The organism is Streptomyces sp. CA-278952, from assembly GCF_028747205.1.
Lineage (GTDB): Bacteria > Actinomycetota > Actinomycetes > Streptomycetales > Streptomycetaceae > Streptomyces.
The window spans coordinates 3,284,938-3,302,545 of sequence record NZ_CP112880.1 but is presented as its reverse complement, the minus strand read 5'-3'; the positions used below and the strand labels follow the sequence as shown (position 1 = coordinate 3,302,545).

The window sequence follows — 17,608 nt, the reverse complement described above, 5'->3', positions numbered from 1 at the left end:
GGACCCCTCCCCGACGATTGCACCACCGATCCGGCGGCGATGCGCGAGCAGTACCGCTCGGAGGACTTCACCGAGCGCGACCTCAGCCCCGATCCGATGGACCAGTTCGCCCGCTGGTTCCGTCAGGTCGCCGTCGGCGGCGTGCTGCACGAGCCCAACGCGATGATCGTCTCCACCGCCGCCCCGGACGGCCGCCCGTCCTCGCGCACGGTGCTCCTCAAGCAGTACGACGAGCGGGGCTTCGTCTTCTTCACGAACTACGACTCCCGCAAGGGCCGCGAGCTGGCCGCCAACCCGTACGTCTCGCTGCTGTTCCCCTGGCACCCGATGGCCCGCCAGGTCATCGTCACCGGCACCGCCCTGCGCACCTCCCGCGAGGAGACCGTGGGCTACTTCCGTACCCGCCCGCACGGCTCCCAGCTCGGCGCGTGGGCCAGCGCCCAGTCCACCGTCGTCGGCTCCCGCGAGGAGCTGATCCGCCGGTACGAGGAGCTGGCCGCCCGCTACCCGGAGGGCGAGAAGGTCCCGGTCCCGCCGCACTGGGGCGGCTTCCGGGTGGCGCCCGAGACGATCGAGTTCTGGCAGGGGCACGAGAACCGGCTGCACGACCGGCTGCGGTACGTGAGGGAGGGCGACGAGCCGGGCGCCGGAAAGTGGCGCGTGGAGCGGCTCTGCCCGTGACCCTGCCGCCGTGAGCCGTGAGCCGTGAGCGGGGGCCGGTGAACGCAGAAACCCGCAGGCTCTGGTTCCTCCGTGCACAGAGGAGCCGGCCGGACTTACCGGCGAGCCTGCGGGTCGGTGACTGCTAGGGATTGGCCGGCGTCCGGCCATGCACTGCAAAGAGCGCGACGACGGGCGTCAGCCCGCAGTCACCTCACGAGTCCGAGAAGAAATCACTTCCGGAACACCTCCTTTCTTCGCTGCCCACAGCCTAAAAGCGTCCCGGCTCGCGGTTCAACCGATTTATTCGGTGACTCTCTCCGAGCCGGTCTTTCCCCCGGCGCCCGTGAGGCCCAGAGCGCCCCGGACCTTCCGCAGATCGACGAACTTGAAGCCGGTGGCCTCCCGTCCGTCCTGCGCCGGGGTGGCGCTGCCGTCCTGGACGACGAGCAGGCCGCCGGGGTACCGGCTGCCGAGCGGTGCGTTCAGCACCGCCGCGCCGTCGCAGACCTCGGACCCGTCGAGCGTCGCCGAGGCCGCCGTCACGCGGAAGCCGCCCGCGTACCGGGGGAGGGCCCCGTGCCCGCGCCCGGTCCGGTTCTCGCTACCGGCCTCCTTCTCGTGGTCGGTCCGACGGGCGTACGCGGCGAAGGTGTCGTCGCCCTGGCTGGAGGCCAGCAGATACCGGTCGCCGTTGCGCTCGGGGAGCAGGGTCAGCCCTTCCACGTCGGCCGAGATCCGGCTGCCGCCGAAGCCCGGGTCCTCACCGGGGGCGCACTCCTCGCTCTCCTCGTCGTACGTCCCCGGCACGCCGTACTCGCGGACCTTGTCGACCAGCACCGGCTTCCCCCGCAGGTCGGCGGGCATCCGCCAGATACCCACGTCCTCCTGGCCGGCGTAGAGCGTGCCGTCGGCCGGGTCGACCACCATCCCCTCGACCTGGGGCAGCTCGCCCGGTTCCCCGCACGGCGTCCAGGACGTGCCGTCGGGCAGCCGGAATGCGGAGGGCAGGTCGAGGCTCCGGACCTTGCGGTACGTCACGGTGCCGGACCGGGTCGGGAGCAGTTCCAGCAGCGCGACCGAGGTGCGGTTGCGCCGGCTGGCCAGGGCGTACGAACGGCCGCTGCGGCGGTCCGTCCAGGTGGCCAGGCCGTACGCCGTCGCCTGCTCGTTGACCTCGTCCTGGTCGGCGGAGAACACCCGGGGCGCGGCCGGGTCGGTGACGTCGGTCAGCGGGCCTCCCGGCCTGGACGGGTCGATGCGGTGGATGCGGAGCCGGTCGTGGCCGCGGTCCGAGGTGACGGCCAGGTCCGTCGCCCCGCCCGGGGACAGGCGCAGTCCGTGCACCAGGTCGACGTTGTTGAAGCGGCCCGGGGCGTCGTCGGGGCCGGGCGCGGCCGGCGCGGGGAGCGACTGCACCAGCCGGGCGTCCAGACCGTAGACCCGCAGCCCGCCCTCCTTGGCGGTGGCGATCACCAGGCTGTCGTCCGGGGCGACGGGATTGCGCCAGATCGCGGGGTCGTCCGCGTTGGCGTTGCCGCCCTGCTCGTCGTCGTACAGCGTGGCGGTCTCGGCGCGCGGGGTGACGGCGGGGAGCGGCCCGGGGCCGTCCTGCCGGGCGGCCGGGACCAAGGGCGTGGTGCCCGCCACGGGCGTGGTGGGCACCAGGGGCGTGGTGGGCACCAGGGGCGCGGCGGGTGCGGGCGCGGCGGCGACGAGTGTCGCGAGGGCGGCGCAGACGGCGAGGGCCGTCGTCGCCGTCGCCGTCGGGCGTGCGGTGCGGTAAGGCGTCACGGAGGAGCTCCTTGCGGTCGAGGGTCGGCGGAGCGGGGCCGGGAGCGGCCGGGAGAGGCTGAGCCGGCGGGCTGTGCGGACGGGGTGGCGCGGGCGGGTGGGGCTGCGGCCCGGGAGCGGTCGGGGCCGCAGCGTGCCGAGATGCCCGGGGCGACCCGCGACGCCCGCGACGCCCGGGGCGACCCGGGGCGATGCGAGGACGACCCGGGGTCTGCGAAGACGTGTAAGACGACGTGTACGAAGACGTGTGCGAAGGCGTGTGCGAAGGCGACCCAAGGATGGGCGGGGCCGGTGGACTCCGTGTGACGTCGTCACCACGCACCGCCGTGCCGCCGGTGAACTCCCCACGCCGGCGGGCTCGACGGGGTCCGGCCGCGTTCGCGGTGTGGCGCGAAAGCGATGAGAAGCGATCGGGAATCCACCGCTGGGGGAAATGATTTCGGCGAAGTTGATGTGTGCTGGGTCACGTTCGAGTTGAATGATCTGACGTGCAGCAATACACGCGGCGACGCGTGGGAGAACGGCCGACACGTGTCGCGGGGGTGCGGAGTGGGTGCTTTCAGCAGCAGAGGGGCCACCGACGAGCTCGGGCCGGACGAGGATCCGGGCGGCGGGCCCCCCGGGGGCTCCGCCGACCCCGGGTCCCCGGACGGCGAGGGCGGGACCCCCGGTGAGCCTCCCGGGTCCGAACTGCTGGCGGCGTTGCTCGACGGCATGGACGCCGCGCTCTGCGCGTTCGACGCGGCCGGCACGGTCACCCACTGGAACCGCGAGGCCGAACGCGTCCTCGGCTGGACGGCGGCCGAGGCCGTGGGACGTGCCGGCTTCGCGGGCTGGGCGGTGCGCAGGGCCGACGCGGACGAGGTGCGGGCGCGGCTGATGTCGGCCATGGACGCGCCGGGGCGGCAGGTGCACGAGTTCGCGCTGCTGCGCAAGGACGGCGGCCGGGTGCTGGTGCGGACCCAGTCCGCCGGGGTGCGCGGCGCGGACGGGAAGCCGGCCGGGGTCTACTGCGCGTTCAGCGAGGTGCACGCCCAGATCGACCTGGAGCGGGCCATCGCGCTGAGCGAGGCCCTGCTGGAGGACGCGTCCTGGGGTGTCGTCCTCGTCGACGTCGACCTGCGTCCGACGGTCGTCAACGCGTACGCGGCCCGCGCGCTCGGCGGGGGCCGCACCGCTCTCCTCGGCCGTCCGCTCGGCGAACTGGTGGTCCAGGGCGTCGAGGAGCTGGAGGCGGCCCTGCACCATGTGCTCGCCGAAGGCGCCCCGACCGCCCCGGCCGAGCTGTGGGTGACCCTGCGGGCCGCGGAGGGCGAACGACGCCGGTGCTGGCGCAGCGGGTTCCTGCGGCTGGCCTCGCCGCTGACGGAGGCACCGGTCCCGCTCGGGGTGGGGTGGCTGTTCCGGGACGTCACCGCCGCGAAGCTCGCCGAGCAGGAGGCCGACCGGCTGCGGTTCCGGACGAGCCAGCTGCACCGCGCCGCCCGTACGGCCTCCGAGTGCGAGGACCCGATGGAGGCGGCGACCGCCCTGCTGGACTTCGCGCTCGCCGGGTTCGCCGACCATGTCCTGGTCGACCTGGTGGCGGGCGAGCGCCTGGTGCGCACGGCCGCCACGCCCTACGACGCTCCCGGCCCCTGCCTCCCGGTGTCCGGCGGCTCCGTCCCGGCCCGCTACGGCCCCGGCCACCCGGCCCTGCGGTCGGTCGAGCGCACCGGCTCGGTCCGTACGAGCGCGGGCGCCGGGGACGCGGCGCAGGCCTGGGCCGCGGAACGCCGCTGGCCCCGCGACGCGGCGCACGCGCTCTGCACGGTGCTCCGGAGCCGGGGCCGGACGCTGGGCGTGCTGACGTTCCTCCGTGCGGCGAACCGGTCGGCCTTTGAACGTGCCGACGCGGCGTACGCGGAGACGGTCGCGGCCCGGGTCGCGGGAGCGGTCGACCTCGCCCAGGTGACGGCGGGAACGTAAGCGGGCTCTCGCCGCGCGCTTCCGGCAGGCGCTTCACCGCCGGTCCCGCTCGACCACCGGCGAACCCGGCACGGGAACAGGCAGCGGTGGGAGCCCGCTGGCTGTCTGCTTCCGGCAACCCGCCCCGGAGCCCCGGCTCAGCGGCGGGGGCTCAACGGCGGGGCTCGACGGCGGGGCTCGACGGCGGAACGCCGGGTGGTGCGACGCCGCGCGCCGGCGCTCAGTGGCGGTAGAAGATCCGGTCCCGGTACTCCGTCATGACCCGGCCGTTCCACTCGTGGCCGCCGTCGACGTTGCCCGAGCGCAGCATCGGCGGCTCGATGCCCCGGGCCACCAGCTGTTCGACGGCGGCGGCCAGCATCGCCTGCATGATCGCGCTGGTCACCACGGTCGAGGCGGGGGCGAAGGGGGCGTCGACGCCGGGGGCCGTCAGCTCCGCGTCGCCGATCGCGATCTTGCTGTCCAGGACGATGTCGCAGTGGTCGCGCAGGAAGCCGCCCGAGGCGTGCCGGGAGCGGGTGCTCTCCGCGTACGCGACCGAGGTGAGGCCGATGACCTTCAGCCCGAGGGCACGGGCGTTCTGCGCCATCTCGACGGGCAGGGCGTTGCGCCCGGACAGCGAGACGATCACCAGGAGGTCCCCGGCGGTGGCGGGGCTGGAGTCCAGGACGGCCGAGGCGAGCCCGTCCACCCGCTCCAGCGCCGACCCGAGCGTGGCGGGCATGACGTCCACGCCGACCACGCCGGGCACGGTGAGCAGGTTCATCAGCGCCAGGCCGCCCGCGCGGTAGACGACGTCCTGGGCGGCCAGCGAGGAGTGGCCCGCGCCGAAGGCGAAGAGCCTGCCGCCGGACTCGACGGTGTCCGCGACGGCCGCGCCGGCGGCGGCGATGCTGTCCGCCTCCTCGTCCCGCACCCGCGTCAGCAGGCCGATCGCCGCATCGAAGAACTGACCGGCCAGCTTGCTGTCGCTCATCGGGAGAGCCCTTTCGACGGGGACGGGGACGGGGTGGGACGGGTGGTGCGGCAGGCGTCCCGCGGTGCGGGAACGCATGCGGGAATGCCGGTGCCGCCGATCACGTTGCGGTCTGGACCAGTGGACTGTCAATAGCGCCTTGTGACCCCGGCCGCACGCACTTCCACCGGTCTTCCACCGGGACGGCACGGTTGTCGGCGCTATGCGTCAGAATTGGTGCAGGGCCATCGCACGACGTTTTCTAGTCACAGCATCGAGGGGCACGTATGTCCGGACTGATCGACACCACGGAGATGTATCTCCGCACCATCCTCGAACTGGAAGAGGAAGGCGTGGTCCCCATGCGCGCCCGCATCGCCGAACGGCTGGACCAGAGTGGTCCGACCGTCAGCCAGACGGTGGCCCGCATGGAGCGCGACGGACTGGTCCAGGTCGCGGGGGACCGCCATCTGGAGCTGACCGAGGAGGGCCGCCGCCTCGCCACCCGCGTCATGCGCAAGCACCGGCTCGCCGAGTGTCTGCTCGTGGACGTCATCGGCCTGGAGTGGGAACAGGTCCACGCCGAGGCCTGCCGCTGGGAGCACGTGATGAGCGAGGCGGTGGAGCGGCGGGTGCTGGAGCTGCTGCGTCACCCGACGGAGTCGCCGTACGGGAATCCCATCCCGGGCCTGGAGGAGCTGGGCGAGAAGGCCGGGGCCGACCCGTTCCTGGACGCCTCCATGGTGAGCCTGGCCGAGCTGGACCCGGGCGTCGAGGGCAAGACCGTGGTGGTGCGGCGGATCGGGGAGCCGATCCAGACCGACGCCCAGCTGATGTACACGCTGCGCAGGGCCGGGGTGCAGCCCGGGTCCGTCGTCAGCGTGACCGAGTCGCCCGGCGGGGTGCTGGTCGGCTCCAGCGGGGAGGCGGCCGAGCTCGACTCCGAGGTCGCCTCGCACGTCTTCGTCGCCAAGCGCTGACCCCGCTGCCGCCCGGTGCCGGCGCGTTCGGCGCCCGGGTCGGCCCGGTGGCCGGCCGTGCGTCGGCCGCGGCAACACAACCGTGATGTGCGCTCGCCGATTTCCGTCCGGAACGCCAGCGGCCGGACGCGTCACATGCCAGGCTGAGGCCAGGCAGAGGACCTGAGGGGTGTCGGCCGGCTCCGGCCGGCACGGTCGGGGAGGGAGCAGGGAATGCGCCCGTCGTACCAACGCGCGCACCGCACGGTGCCCGGCGCGCTTCTCCACGCCCTGAGGAATGGCCTGAGGAATGGCCTGAGGAATGGCCTGAGGAACGCCCCGATCCCGGCAGGTGAGGGGCGGTTCGTGCCGCGGCCTGCCATCGTTGTCGAGGGTCTCGGGCGCGGTGCCCGGACAGGGGGCGGCCCCGGCGTCCGAAGGCGCCGGGGCCGTTCCTCCCCTGTGCTGACCTGGAGCCCCGAGCTCTCAAGGTCAGCTCCCGCGGGCCCCTGTCCCCGAGCGGCCCGCCTCCCGCTGAAGATCTCCCCAGGCCGGTCGGCATCAATCCTTGACCGGTGTCACTCGAACGTGGGGTCTTGGGTGGCAGAACCTCATTTTCGAATAAGAGTTCGATAGCCTGGCGGGGTGCGACCACACGGTGATCGAGGACCAGAAGGGGGTGCCAGGACTATGGTGCGGCGCATCGATGTGACCGGAACCGACGGCGTACGCCTCGCGGCATGGGAGTTCGCCGATCCGCCCAAGGAGCGCGCGGAAGCGGACAGCGCTCCCGGGGTCTTACTGCTGCACGGGCTGATGGGCCGGGCCTCGCACTGGGCCCCGACCGCCCGCTGGCTGGCCGAACGGCACCGCGCGGTCGGCCTCGACCAGCGGGGCCACGGCCGCAGCGACAAGCCCGCCGACGGGCCCTACAGCCGCGACGCCTACGTCTCCGACGCCGAGGCCGCGATCGAACAGCTCGGCCTCGGCCCCGTCACCGTCGTCGGCCACGCCATGGGAGCGCTCACGGGCTGGCAGCTCGCCGCCAAGCGCCCCGACCTCGTCCGCGCTCTCGTCGTCTGCGACATGCGGGCCTCCGCCCTCGGGGCGGCCTCCCAGCGCGAGTGGAGCGACTGGTTCGACTCCTGGCCGCTGCCCTTCGCCACCCTCGCCGACGTACGGAAGTGGTTCGGCGAGGACGACCCCTGGGTGGAGCGGCCGAACCCCTCGCGCGGCGAGTTCTACGCGGAGGTGATGGCCGAGCGGGAAGACGGCTGGCGCCCCGTCTTCTCCCGCCACCAGATGCTCCGCACCCGCGCCACCTGGGTCTTCGACGCCCACTGGGAGGAGCTGGCCCAGGTCCAGTGCCCCGCGCTGGTGCTGCGCGGCCTCGACGGGGAGCTGGGCCGCGCCGAGGCCCAGGAGATGGTCCGGGTCCTGCCCCGCGGCCAGTACGCGGAAGTGGCGGACGCGGGCCACCTCGTCCACTACGACCAGCCGGAGGGCTGGCGGGCCGCGGTCGAACCTTTCCTGGAACAGCTGAGGGCTGTCCCGTAGGGCCTGTCGGCGGCTCAGCCCTTGCTGACCGCCGCCAGGATCTCCGGCAGCCGGGCCGCCGTGCGCCGCGCGGCGATCCGCAGCCCCGCCCACCCGACGAGCGCCCCGTACACGACCCCGCCCGGCACCAGGAGCCACAGAGCCCCGTGGTGGTCCGCGACGTGCATCCAGATGGTCGGCACGATCACCGGCGCGGCCAGCAGCGCGGCGGCCACCATGCCGCCGAGGATCGAGATCCAGGCCAGGCCGGCCTGGCCCGGCACCACGTTCTTGAACGCGCCCTCCTGCGGAATCGAGTACGGGAACAGCGCCGAGGCCACCGCGCCCGTCGCCAGCATCGAGCCCAGCAGCGCGAACGACAGGCCGAGCGCCCCCGGCAGCGCCTGCCAGTCACCGATCACCGCCGCCGTCACCGCACAGACGAGCAGCGTGAACGGCAGGGTGAGCAGCAGCAGGACCAGCGCCCGCGCCCGCAGTTCGACGTACGCGTCCCGGGGCGAGGAGATCGTCAGCGCCACCATCCAGAAGGCCGAGGTGTCCTGGCCGAACTGGTTGTACATCTGCATGCCGAGCATCCCGGCCGCGAAGCACGCGAAGTAGACCGAGCCGGTGCCCTGGACCGCGTTGAGCAGCGGCACGATCGCCCCGACCGCCAGCGCCGTCACCCAGGCCGCCTTGGTCTTCGGGTCCCGGGCCACGTACCGCAGGCTGCGCTGCATCACCGTCGCGGTGCGGCCCTCCGGCAGCAGCGCCGACAGACCGCCCCGGCCGGACTCCTTGCGGGCCGGCTCCGCCGCCGCCAGGGTCGAACCGTCCGGTGAGGTCATCAGCGTCACCAGGGTCCGCCGCCACATCCACATCAGCGCCGCCAGGGCCGCCACCGTGATCAGGAGCTGGGCGAGGGCGACCCCGTACGCGCCGTCCGAGGCCGCGTCCACCGACGCCACGGCGGAGGCGCCGGGCAGCCAGCGGACCACGTCGCCCGCGGGTTCCAGCGCGGACAGCCCGCCGGCCTGACCGAGCCGCTGCGCGCCGAAGTTGACGAACTGGATGCCCACCGCGATCACCAGCCCGCTGAGCACCGCGAGGTCGCGGCCCTTGCGGGAGTTCAGCAGCCGGACGTTGGCCGTGGCCACCGCCCGGGACAGCGCCACGCAGAGCAGCATCGTCAGCGGGACCGCGAGCACCGCGAACACCACGCCCGCCGCCCCGTGCGCCAGCGCGATGACCGAACCGACCACCAGGCAGAGGGTGAACAGCGGGCCGATGCCGATCACCGAGGAGACCAGCAGGGCCCGGATCAGCGGCTCCGGCCGCAGCGGCAACATCACCAGCCGGGTCGGGTCGAGGGTGTCGTCACCGCTGGGGAAGAACAGCGGCAGCACCGCCCAGCCGAGCGCCACGACACCGGTCAACAGCACCACGACGGTGCCCGCGTGCTCGTTGCCGCGCAGCAGCACCAGGCCGAGCACCTGACCCGCGGCGAGCAGCAGCGTGAAGACCAGGGAGGTGATGAACACCGCCTTGCGCCCGGAGGACTGCCGCAGTCCGTTGCGCAGCAGCGTCAGCTTGAGCCGGACGAAGATCGGGGTCAGGCCCGTCGTCGGCGCCGCGGGGGCGGCCGAGGTGACCGGGGCGTCCAGCACGCTCATCGGGAGCCGCCCAGCCAGTCGAGGGAGTCGCCGGCGTCCCGGCCGCCCGCTCCGACCAGTTCGAGGAAGGCGCTCTGGAGCGAGGGGGCGTCGCCGCGCACCTCGGCCAGGGTGCCCTGCGCCTTGATCCGGCCCGCCGCCATCACGGCGACCCAGTCGCACAGCGACTCGACCAGCTCCATCACATGGCTGGAGAAGACCACGGTCGCCCCGGACCGGGTGTAGCGCTCCAGCACCCCCCGGATGGTCTGCGCCGAGACCGGGTCGACGCCCTCGAACGGTTCGTCCAGGAAGAGCACTTCGGGGTTGTGGAGCAGGGCCGCCGCGAGCCCGATCTTCTTCCGCATGCCGGTCGAGTAGTCCACGACCAGCTTGTGCTGCGAGCCCGCGAGATCCAGTACGTCCAGCAGCTGGGTGGCCCGCTTGTCCACCTCGTCCCCCGGCAGGCCGCGCAACCGCCCGTTGTAGGCGAGCAGTTCACGACCCGAGAGCCGCTCGAACAGCCGCAGCCCCTCCGGCAGCACCCCGATCCGGGACTTCACCTCGACCGGGTCCGTCCACACGTCGTGGCCCGCGACCTCGATCTTCCCCATGTCGGGCCGCAGCAGCCCGGTGACCATCGAGAGCGTCGTCGTCTTGCCCGCCCCGTTGGGCCCCACCAGGCCGACGAACTTCCCCGCGGGCAGCTCCAGATCGATCCCCGCGACGGCGACCTGATCCCCGAACCGCTTCCACAGCCCCTGCACGCGGACGGCGGGCCGCGCCTCCTGGGCACCGCCCGCCGTCGCGGCTGTCTCCGCGCCTGTCCTCGTACGTGCATCTGCCCGGTCCGGCATGGCACAGCCTTTCGATATCCCCATAGATGGGGACCACCCTACGAAAGGCCTGACCGGGGCCCGGGAAGACGCCGTCCGGGCTCCTTACGGAACGCGCGTACGGGCGTCGGCCGCCTCGCGTGCGCAGGCGTACGCCAGCGGGCTGATCAGCTCGTCCACATCGGGCAGCCAGCGGTTGGCATGGGTGGGCTTCCGGGCCCACTGCACGGCTCCCCGGGCGCCGACCCGGGTGGGCGGCGCGGCGACGTAGTGGCCCTCGCCGAGACCGGTCAGATCGATCGCCTCGGCGCTCCAGCCGAGCCCGCGCACCAGCTCGGAGGCCTTGGCGGCGGCACCCGGCAGCACGAAGAACAGCATCCGGCGGTCGGGCGTGCGGGTCACCGGGCCCAGCGTCAGGTCCATCCGCTCCATCCGGGCCAGCGCCAGGAACCCCGCGGACTCCGGGACCTCCAGCGCGTCGAAGGTCCGGCCGGTCGGCAGCAGCACCGAGGCGCGGGGCTGCCTGCTCCACATGCGCCGGGCGGCGGCCCCGCTGCCGGTCGCCCGGCCCGCCCAGTCGGCCTGGTCCGCGTGGGCTCCCGGCAGGGCGCAGCCGGCGTCGCCGCACGAACACCGCTCCCCGCCGCCCACCGCCTCCAGCCAGGCGCCGGGGAACACGTCCCAATGACGCTCTTCCGCATACCGCACCGCGGCGTCGAGCAGATGCTCGCCCCGCTGCTGAGGGACCTGTGCGGCTTCCATGACTCCGATGGGCTCTTCCACGCCCAGCACAACTCCCGCCGTCACCTGGGGTTACGGCCTCCCCTGAACAGGGACCCGGCGCATCGACCCCGCACGCGGGGCGCATCGGAGCACGAGCGGGGGCGCGCGTGAGGCGTCATGCCGAAGGGCGGGTAGCCACCTCCAGGACCGCCGCCGAGGGCCGCTCCCGGACCTCCGCGATGGTGCAACGCGCCATGGCCGTACCGAATGCCGATGGAATATGCGCATTTCTTGAGTATGTGACGGGCAGTGATCCCTTCCACCGATCACTGCACATAACCGACGTTTCAGGGGGACATATGGCTGCAAGGCCTCTCGTAGCCCGCCAGCCCAACGAACGGCTCCAGACGCTCATCCAGGAAGCCGCCTGTTCCAACGCGGGCCTCGCGCGCCGCGTGAACATGGTCGGGGCCGAGCGGGGTCTCGACCTGCGCTACGACAAGACCTCCGTGGCCCGTTGGCTGCGGGGGCAGCAGCCCCGGGGCCGGGCCCCGGGGATCATCGCCGAGGCGCTCGGCCGCAAGCTCGGCCGTACGGTCACGATCGACGAGATCGGCATGGCCAACGGCAAGAACCTGGCCTCCGGCGTCGGCCTCCAGTACGCGCCGACCGTCGCCGGGGCCGTCGAGCAGGTCTGCGAGCTGTGGCGCAGCGACGTGGGCCGCCGCGATCTGCTCGCCGGGTCGGCGGTCGCCGCGTCCGCGCTGGTCGAGCCCAGCCGGGACTGGCTGATCTCGGGCCCGGACCCACAGGTCGAGCGGACGGCGGGGGCCCGGGTCGGCATGTCCGACGTGGAGGCGGTGCGGGCGATGACCGCCGCGCTGACCGACCTCGACCACCGCTTCGGCAGCGGTCATGTGCGGCCGGTGCTCGTGCACTACCTCAACAGCGTGGTCTCCGGGCTGCTTTCGGGGGCGTACCGCGAACAGGTGGGGCGGCAGCTGTTCGGCGCGGTGGCCCGGCTCGCCGAGCTCGGCGGCTACATGGCGGTCGACACCGGCCAGCCCGGCCTCGCCCAGCGCTACTACATCCAGGCGCTGCGGCTCGCGCAGGCGGCGGGCGACCGGGCGTACGGCGGCTATGTGCTCGCCGCGTCGATGAGCCATCTCGCCGCCCAGCTCGGCAACCCCCGCGAGATCGCCCAACTGGCCCGCGCCGCGCAGGAAGGGGCCAGGGGGCACGTCACGCCCCGCGCCCAGGCGATGTTCTACGCGGCGGAGGCCCGGGGCCACGCGCTGCTCGGGGACGCCAGGACCTGCCACGCGGTGTCGGGGCGGGCGGTCGCCGCGCTGGAGCAGGCGGGCCCGGAGTCCGGCGACGACCCGGTCTGGATCGCGCACTTCGACGCGGGCTACCTCGCGGACGAACTGGCCCACTGCCACCGCGACCTGGGGCAGCCGGAGCAGGCGGCCCGGCGGGCGAAGGAGGCGCTGGCCGCGCTGCCGGAGACCCGGGCCAGGCGTCGGGGCATCGCGCTGGTGCTGCTGGCCTCGGCCCAGGTGCAGCAGCGGGAGGTGGAGCGGGCGTGCCACACGGGCACCCGGGCGATGGAGCTGCTGTCGACGGTGCGCTCCAGCCGGGGCGCCGAATATCTCGACGACCTCCAGCAGCGGCTCGTGCCCTACGGCGAGGAGCCCGCGGTGCGGGAGTTCGGCGAGCGGCTGGAGCTCCAGGCGGCTTGAGGGCAGGGGGTCGCCGATGCGGTCCGGGCCGTGTTCGTGACGGTCCGGCCGTTAACAGCGTCGCGGGGCAGCGGGGTGTTACCGGCCCTGTGAAGGGGGCGTGAGGGGTACCACGCGCTTGGCGGAGGCGGGTGACCACCCGATAGCGTGAGCCGACGGTTCCGTAGGTTCACACGTAGGAGTCCTGGTGACGCAGAGCGGACAGGGCGGCGAGCACGAGCTCCCCGCCGCACGACCCGCGCACGAGGGTGTCGTGCTGCCTGCCGACGGCGGAGCCCCCTGGACCGCCGGGGCGCCCGGGGCCGGGCAGGGCGGGCAGCAGGGTGAGCAGGCGGCGCCCGCGGGCGGTCAGCCGTGGGGCGGGCAGTGGGGGCCGCCGGGACCGCAGCAGCAGCCGGCCGGGGGCTACGGCTACCCGCCCGCGCAACCCCTGCCGCCGCCCGCGCAGCAGTCGCCGGGCCCGGAGGCGTACCAGCAGCCCGGGGCGTATCAGCAGCCCCAGCAGCCGGGTGCGTACCAGCCGCCTCAGCAGCCCGGCTCCTACCAGCAGCCGCAGCAGCCCGGCTCCTACCAGCAGCCGCAGCAGCTGCCGCACCAGCAGCCCGGCGCGTACCCGCAGCAGTACCCCCAGCACCAGCAGAACCAGCAGCCTCAGCCGTACGCGCAGCCGCTGCCGCCGGAGGCAGGGCCGGGCGCCCAGGGCGGTCAGGGCGGTCAGGGTGTTCCCGGCGGTGACGCGGACGCCACGCAGTACATCGCGCCCGTTCCGGGCGGTCCCGGCCCCGTGGGGCCCTCGCAGGGCGGCGGGGACGCGGACGCCACGCAGTACATCGCGCCCGTCCCGGGCGGTCCCGGCCCTGTGGGGCCCTCGCCGGGCGGCGGTGACGCCGACGCGACCCAGTACATACCCCCGGTGCCCGGAGGGGCCCCGTACGGGATCAGGCCGGGCGCGCCGGGGGACCGGCAGCCGCCCGCGGAGTTCGACAACCTGTTCCGTTCCGAGGAACCCGCGGGCGCCACACAGCAGATACCGCAGTTCGACGCGGGGCAGCAGCCCCCGCCCCCGTACCAGCAGCAGGGCTATCAGCCCCAGCAGCCCCACCAGCCCCAGCGGCAGCCCCAGGGCGGCCAGTTGCCCCCGCAGGCGCCCGGGGGCTACCAGCCCGGCCTCCAGGGCTTCCAGGGCCGCGGGGAGCAGGACGGACCGGTTCCGCAGCCGAGCGGCGACGCCCCGCGCCGGCGGTCCGCACATGTTCCGCTGATCGCTGCGGTCGTCGTGGGCTGCGCCGTCATCGGACTCGGCGCGGGCGCGCTGCTGAGCGGCGGCGACGACCCCGGTGAGGACGACAAGCAGCCGGTCGCCTCGCAGAGTTCACCGGCCACGGAGCCCACCGCCGAGGCGGCACCCGACCCGGCGAAGCCGCAGGCCGAGGCGTTGGACAAGCTGCTCGCCGACAGCAACGACAGCCGGGCCGCGGTGATCAGCGCGGTCGAGAAGATCAAGTCCTGCAAGGACCTCGACCGGGCCAACGACGACCTCAAGGGCGCCGCCCAGCAGCGCCGCGACCTGGTGACCCGGCTCGAGGGGCTGACCGTGGACAAGCTCCCGCAGAACGCGGAGCTGACCGCCTCGCTGAACCGGGCGTGGAAGGCCTCGGCGGCGGCCGACGACCACTACGCGACCTGGGCGCGGCAGGCCAAGAAGCAGAAGCACGTCTGCAAGGGCGGCCAGGCCCGGTCGACGAGCGAGACGGCCAAGGCCAACCAGCAGAGCGGGGTGGCCACCCAGGCCAAGCGCGAGGCGTCCAAGCTCTGGAACGTGATCGCGGCGAAGTACGGCCTGACCAAGCACGGGTTCACCGAACTCTGAGCCCTGGGCCCGGTCCGGTCCGGTTCCGGCCTGATCCACACGGGAGGCCCCGCGGGGCAGCTCTCAGCTGCGCGGGGCGTCCGTGAGGGCGTCGGATACGTCCACGAAGCCCTTCTTCTGGGCGGTGAGACGTCCCTCGCGCACCACTTGGAACGTCACCTTCGTGTTGACGATGCGCGGGTAGTTCAACGTGCCGACCAGGTCCTCGAAGCGCCAGCGGAGCGTCGGGGTCAGGCCGCCGGTGTCGACCTCGACGCCCCGGTTGAGGGCGGCCACGACCCGGCCCGGTGTGACCTTCTCGTCGTCGATCGCCCGGACGGCCGCCCGCAGCGCCGTGTACGCGATCCAGGTCGTCTGCACGGCGGTGTCGTCCGGGTCGATGCGGTTGTCCCCGAAGGCGTACTGACCGACCACCTGGCGCATCTCCTTCCAGCGCGCGTTCCTCGCGTCCGGGTACCAACCGGTGACGTAGGCGCCCTCGAAGGGGCTGTTCGGGCCGCCCGTGCGGTCGACGAGCGGCTGGCTGACGCTGCCCAGCACGGAGGAGATCCTGACCTGCTCGCCGTCCGGCTCCAGACGGCGGAAGGAGTCGAAGAACGTCTCCGTACGGGCGCCGAGCACCGCCGTCACACAGCCGCCGTCGGACCGTTCCAGCGCCTGCGTGGCCTGCTCGTCGTAGGACGTGGCGTCCAGCGGGGCCAGGATGTCGGTGGAGGCGGGCCGGCCGGCGGCCATCAGCCCGTTGTTCAGGAGCGGCGGCATGCCGTCGCCGCCGATCGAGTCGGGCCGCACCAGCGAGACCCGCTCGCAGCTGCGGCCCAACTGCTGCCCGTGACCGGCCAGCAGCGCCGACTGGCCACCGTTGACGGGGTACGAGAGGTAGCTGCTGAACTCCTCCGTGGAGGCGCCGTAGCCGCCGATGTACGGGACGCCGCCCGCCTCCAGCGCCGGCATGAAGCTCTGGCCGTGGCGGCTGTACGAGCCGACGACGGCGGCCACCTTCTTCTCGACGGCCTCCCGCGCACACCGCTCGGCGCCGATCGCGGTGTCGCCCTCGTCGCAGACGACCACCTTCAGCTCGCGCCCGTCGATGCCACCGGTGTCGTTGACCCAGCGCGCGTACGTCTGGGCCATGGCGGGCACCCCGGACATCTTCACCGCGTTGATGTCCTCCGACCGGTCGGGCGCCCACGTCATCACGGTGACGGGCCCCCTGGACCCCCCCGAGGCCCCAGGGAGCACGCCGCAGCCGGACAGCAGCACCGCTCCCGCCGCCGCCGCGCTGATGACGCCCGGGAAGGGGCGGGGAAAGGTGGGGCGTCGCCGTCCGGTCATGGGACTGGACCCTTCCGGGCCCCGGGTAACGGCGCGGTGTGCCGTTCTCAACGCACGGTGACGTCCAGGTGAATTACGGGGGCCCGTGCGGAGACGCGGTGAAGGAACGTACGATCGACGACCGTGCAGCAAGGTTCGGAGAACTCTTCCCGTCGCGGCCGTCGCTCGTCCACCATGGGCGGCATGCCGCTCACTGACATGCCGTGGTGGCGCTGGCGCACCAACGTGCGCTCGGCGCTGCACATGCTCTCCGACCCCGTCTTCCATCACGAGTGCTGGCTCGCCGGCCGGGAAGGGTACGGGGACGTCACCGACGCCGTGTACCGCCTGGTCGAGGACACCTGGCTCGACAACTGGTCCGCCGAGAAGTACGTCGGCACCATATTCAAGGACTCCGCCGAGGCCGCCGCCGTGGACGCCGCCGCCCTGCGCGTGCTGCGGATCATGCACCAGGTCGGTGCGGACGCCCCCGTCTCCGCCTATCTGGAGCACCCCGGCTGGCCGGAGGCCGTCCTCGCGGCCCGCGAGGCCCATGTGATGCTCGCCACCAACGACGCGGAGGATCCGGACATACCGCCCCGCTCGCTGGACGTCATCCGCATCATGACCAGGGCCGCCTGAGACACGGCGGGTGTGGCACCCTACGAGGATGACCGCGCCGCAGCCCGCCCCCTCCGCCGCCTCGGACGCCGCCGCGACCGAGCAGTACGTCCTCACGCTCTCCTGCCCCGACAAGCAGGGCATCGTGCACGCCGTGTCGAGCTATCTCTTCATGACCGGCTGCAACATCGAGGACAGTCAGCAGTTCGGGGACCACGACACGGGTCTGTTCTTCATGCGGGTCCACTTCTCGGCCGACGCCACCGTGACGGTGGACAAGCTCCGCGCCAGCTTCGCCGCGATCGGGGAGGCCTTCCGGATGGAGTGGCAGATCCACCGGCCCGCCGAGCGCATGCGGATCGTGCTGATGGTGAGCAAGTTCGGCCACTGCCTCAACGACCTGCTGTTCCGGTCCCGCACCGGGGCGCTGCCGGTCGAGATCGCGGCCGTCGTCTCCAACCACACGGACTTCGCCGAGCTCGTCGCCTCGTACAACATCCCCTTCCGGCACCTCCCGGTGACGCAGGACAACAAGGCGGAGGCCGAGGCGCGACTGCTGGAGCTGGTCCGCGAGGAGGACGTCGAGCTGGTCGTCCTGGCCCGCTACATGCAGGTCCTCTCCGACGACCTGTGCAAGCAGCTGAGCGGCCGGATCATCAACATCCACCACTCGTTCCTGCCGAGCTTCAAGGGCGCCAAGCCCTACCACCAGGCGCACGCGCGCGGCGTGAAGCTGATCGGCGCGACCGCGCACTACGTCACCGCCGACCTCGACGAGGGCCCGATCATCGAGCAGGAGGTCGAGCGCGTCGGCCACGGCGTGACGCCGGACCAACTGGTCGCCATCGGCCGGGACGTGGAGTGCCGGGCGCTGGCGCGTGCGGTGAAGTGGCACGCGGAGCGGCGCATCCTGCTCAACGGCCGCCGTACGGTGATCTTCGCGTAGGACCCGGCGCCGTTCGGCAGGTCCCGCAGCCG

The 17,608-nt window shown here is 73.3% G+C and carries 14 protein-coding genes; 8 read left to right on the top strand and 6 right to left on the bottom strand.

Annotated features, from left to right (window positions below; translation table 11 throughout):
• Positions 1–39 precede the first annotated feature (39 nt).
• Positions 40–681, top strand: coding sequence for a pyridoxamine 5'-phosphate oxidase (gene pdxH / locus N7925_RS14575; RefSeq protein WP_265603880.1), 642 nt, complete (start codon positions 40–42; stop codon positions 679–681).
• Between the two features lie 282 nt (positions 682–963).
• Here the strand turns inward: pdxH and N7925_RS14570 are convergent, their stop codons facing one another.
• Positions 964–2,454: a phytase gene (locus tag N7925_RS14570; RefSeq protein ID WP_443032152.1), complete on the bottom strand. Its 1,491-nt coding sequence runs from the start codon at positions 2,452–2,454 to the stop codon at positions 964–966.
• 549 nt (positions 2,455–3,003) lie between these two features.
• On the opposite strand from N7925_RS14570, the gene N7925_RS14565 reads away from it, so the two are divergent.
• Positions 3,004–4,422 (top strand): PAS domain-containing protein, encoded by a 1,419-nt coding sequence (locus tag N7925_RS14565; protein WP_265600044.1) that lies wholly within the window; start codon positions 3,004–3,006, stop codon positions 4,420–4,422.
• A 220-nt stretch (positions 4,423–4,642) separates the two neighbouring features.
• On the opposite strand, the gene N7925_RS14560 is transcribed toward N7925_RS14565, so the two are convergent.
• Positions 4,643–5,398 (bottom strand): SIS domain-containing protein, encoded by a 756-nt coding sequence (locus N7925_RS14560; RefSeq protein ID WP_265600043.1) that lies wholly within the window; start codon positions 5,396–5,398, stop codon positions 4,643–4,645.
• Positions 5,399–5,664: 266 nt separating this feature from the next.
• Here N7925_RS14560 and N7925_RS14555 point away from each other — a divergent pair, with 266 nt between their 5' ends.
• Together N7925_RS14555 and N7925_RS14550 are read left to right on the top strand one after the other, a co-directional pair.
• On the top strand, positions 5,665–6,357 hold the full coding sequence (locus N7925_RS14555) for a metal-dependent transcriptional regulator (RefSeq protein WP_265600042.1): 693 nt from the start codon (positions 5,665–5,667) through the stop codon (positions 6,355–6,357).
• A 669-nt stretch (positions 6,358–7,026) separates the two neighbouring features.
• On the top strand, positions 7,027–7,893 hold the full coding sequence (locus N7925_RS14550; protein WP_265600041.1) for an alpha/beta fold hydrolase: 867 nt from the start codon (positions 7,027–7,029) through the stop codon (positions 7,891–7,893).
• A 14-nt stretch (positions 7,894–7,907) separates the two neighbouring features.
• Here N7925_RS14550 and N7925_RS14545 read toward each other — a convergent pair whose 3' ends face one another.
• From N7925_RS14545 to N7925_RS14535, 3 genes are all read right to left on the bottom strand, one after another.
• A complete protein-coding gene (locus tag N7925_RS14545; protein ID WP_274344064.1) occupies positions 7,908–9,545 on the bottom strand; it encodes a transporter in 1,638 nt (545 codons plus the stop codon).
• Positions 9,542–10,381 carry an ABC transporter ATP-binding protein gene (locus tag N7925_RS14540; RefSeq protein ID WP_265600039.1) on the bottom strand — a complete coding sequence of 280 codons (840 nt, stop codon included), beginning with the start codon at positions 10,379–10,381 and terminating at the stop codon, positions 9,542–9,544. Before N7925_RS14540 ends, N7925_RS14545 begins: the two co-directional genes overlap by 4 nt.
• A gap of 84 nt (positions 10,382–10,465) precedes the next feature.
• Positions 10,466–11,152, bottom strand: a complete 687-nt coding sequence (locus N7925_RS14535) for a bifunctional DNA primase/polymerase (RefSeq protein ID WP_274346469.1) — start codon at positions 11,150–11,152, stop codon at positions 10,466–10,468.
• A 290-nt stretch (positions 11,153–11,442) separates the two neighbouring features.
• On the opposite strand from N7925_RS14535, the gene N7925_RS14530 reads away from it, so the two are divergent.
• Entirely contained in the window at positions 11,443–12,825 is a 1,383-nt protein-coding gene (locus tag N7925_RS14530) for a transcriptional regulator (RefSeq protein WP_265600038.1), read from the top strand.
• A gap of 187 nt (positions 12,826–13,012) precedes the next feature.
• Positions 13,013–14,695, top strand: coding sequence for a hypothetical protein (locus tag N7925_RS14525; RefSeq protein WP_274344063.1), 1,683 nt, complete (start codon positions 13,013–13,015; stop codon positions 14,693–14,695).
• Positions 14,696–14,758: 63 nt separating this feature from the next.
• Here N7925_RS14525 and N7925_RS14520 read toward each other — a convergent pair whose 3' ends face one another.
• Complete coding sequence (locus N7925_RS14520) at positions 14,759–16,030, bottom strand: ABC transporter substrate-binding protein (protein WP_265600036.1); 1,272 nt, start codon at positions 16,028–16,030, stop codon at positions 14,759–14,761.
• A 174-nt stretch (positions 16,031–16,204) separates the two neighbouring features.
• Here N7925_RS14520 and N7925_RS14515 point away from each other — a divergent pair, with 174 nt between their 5' ends.
• Together N7925_RS14515 and purU are read left to right on the top strand one after the other, a co-directional pair.
• Complete coding sequence (locus tag N7925_RS14515; protein WP_265603877.1) at positions 16,205–16,651, top strand: SCO4402 family protein; 447 nt, start codon at positions 16,205–16,207, stop codon at positions 16,649–16,651.
• A gap of 28 nt (positions 16,652–16,679) precedes the next feature.
• Entirely contained in the window at positions 16,680–17,576 is an 897-nt protein-coding gene (gene purU / locus N7925_RS14510; protein ID WP_265600035.1) for a formyltetrahydrofolate deformylase, read from the top strand.
• The last annotated feature ends 32 nt before the right edge of the window (positions 17,577–17,608 follow it).

What these genes read in the sequence shown, in the direction of transcription:
- N7925_RS14515 (WP_265603877.1), top strand. Translation starts at nt 16,205, where the DNA reads ATGGGCGGCATGCCGCTCACTGACATGCCGTGGTGGCGCTGGCGCACC.
- N7925_RS14530 (WP_265600038.1), top strand. Translation starts at nt 11,443, where the DNA reads ATGGCTGCAAGGCCTCTCGTAGCCCGCCAGCCCAACGAACGGCTCCAG.
- N7925_RS14540 (WP_265600039.1), bottom strand. Translation starts at nt 10,381, where the DNA reads ATGCCGGACCGGGCAGATGCACGTACGAGGACAGGCGCGGAGACAGCC.
- N7925_RS14560 (WP_265600043.1), bottom strand. Translation starts at nt 5,398, where the DNA reads ATGAGCGACAGCAAGCTGGCCGGTCAGTTCTTCGATGCGGCGATCGGC.
- N7925_RS14545 (WP_274344064.1), bottom strand. Translation starts at nt 9,545, where the DNA reads ATGAGCGTGCTGGACGCCCCGGTCACCTCGGCCGCCCCCGCGGCGCCG.
- N7925_RS14520 (WP_265600036.1), bottom strand. Translation starts at nt 16,030, where the DNA reads ATGACCGGACGGCGACGCCCCACCTTTCCCCGCCCCTTCCCGGGCGTC.
- purU (WP_265600035.1), top strand. Translation starts at nt 16,680, where the DNA reads ATGACCGCGCCGCAGCCCGCCCCCTCCGCCGCCTCGGACGCCGCCGCG.
- N7925_RS14555 (WP_265600042.1), top strand. Translation starts at nt 5,665, where the DNA reads ATGTCCGGACTGATCGACACCACGGAGATGTATCTCCGCACCATCCTC.
- pdxH (WP_265603880.1), top strand. Translation starts at nt 40, where the DNA reads ATGCGCGAGCAGTACCGCTCGGAGGACTTCACCGAGCGCGACCTCAGC.
- N7925_RS14550 (WP_265600041.1), top strand. Translation starts at nt 7,027, where the DNA reads ATGGTGCGGCGCATCGATGTGACCGGAACCGACGGCGTACGCCTCGCG.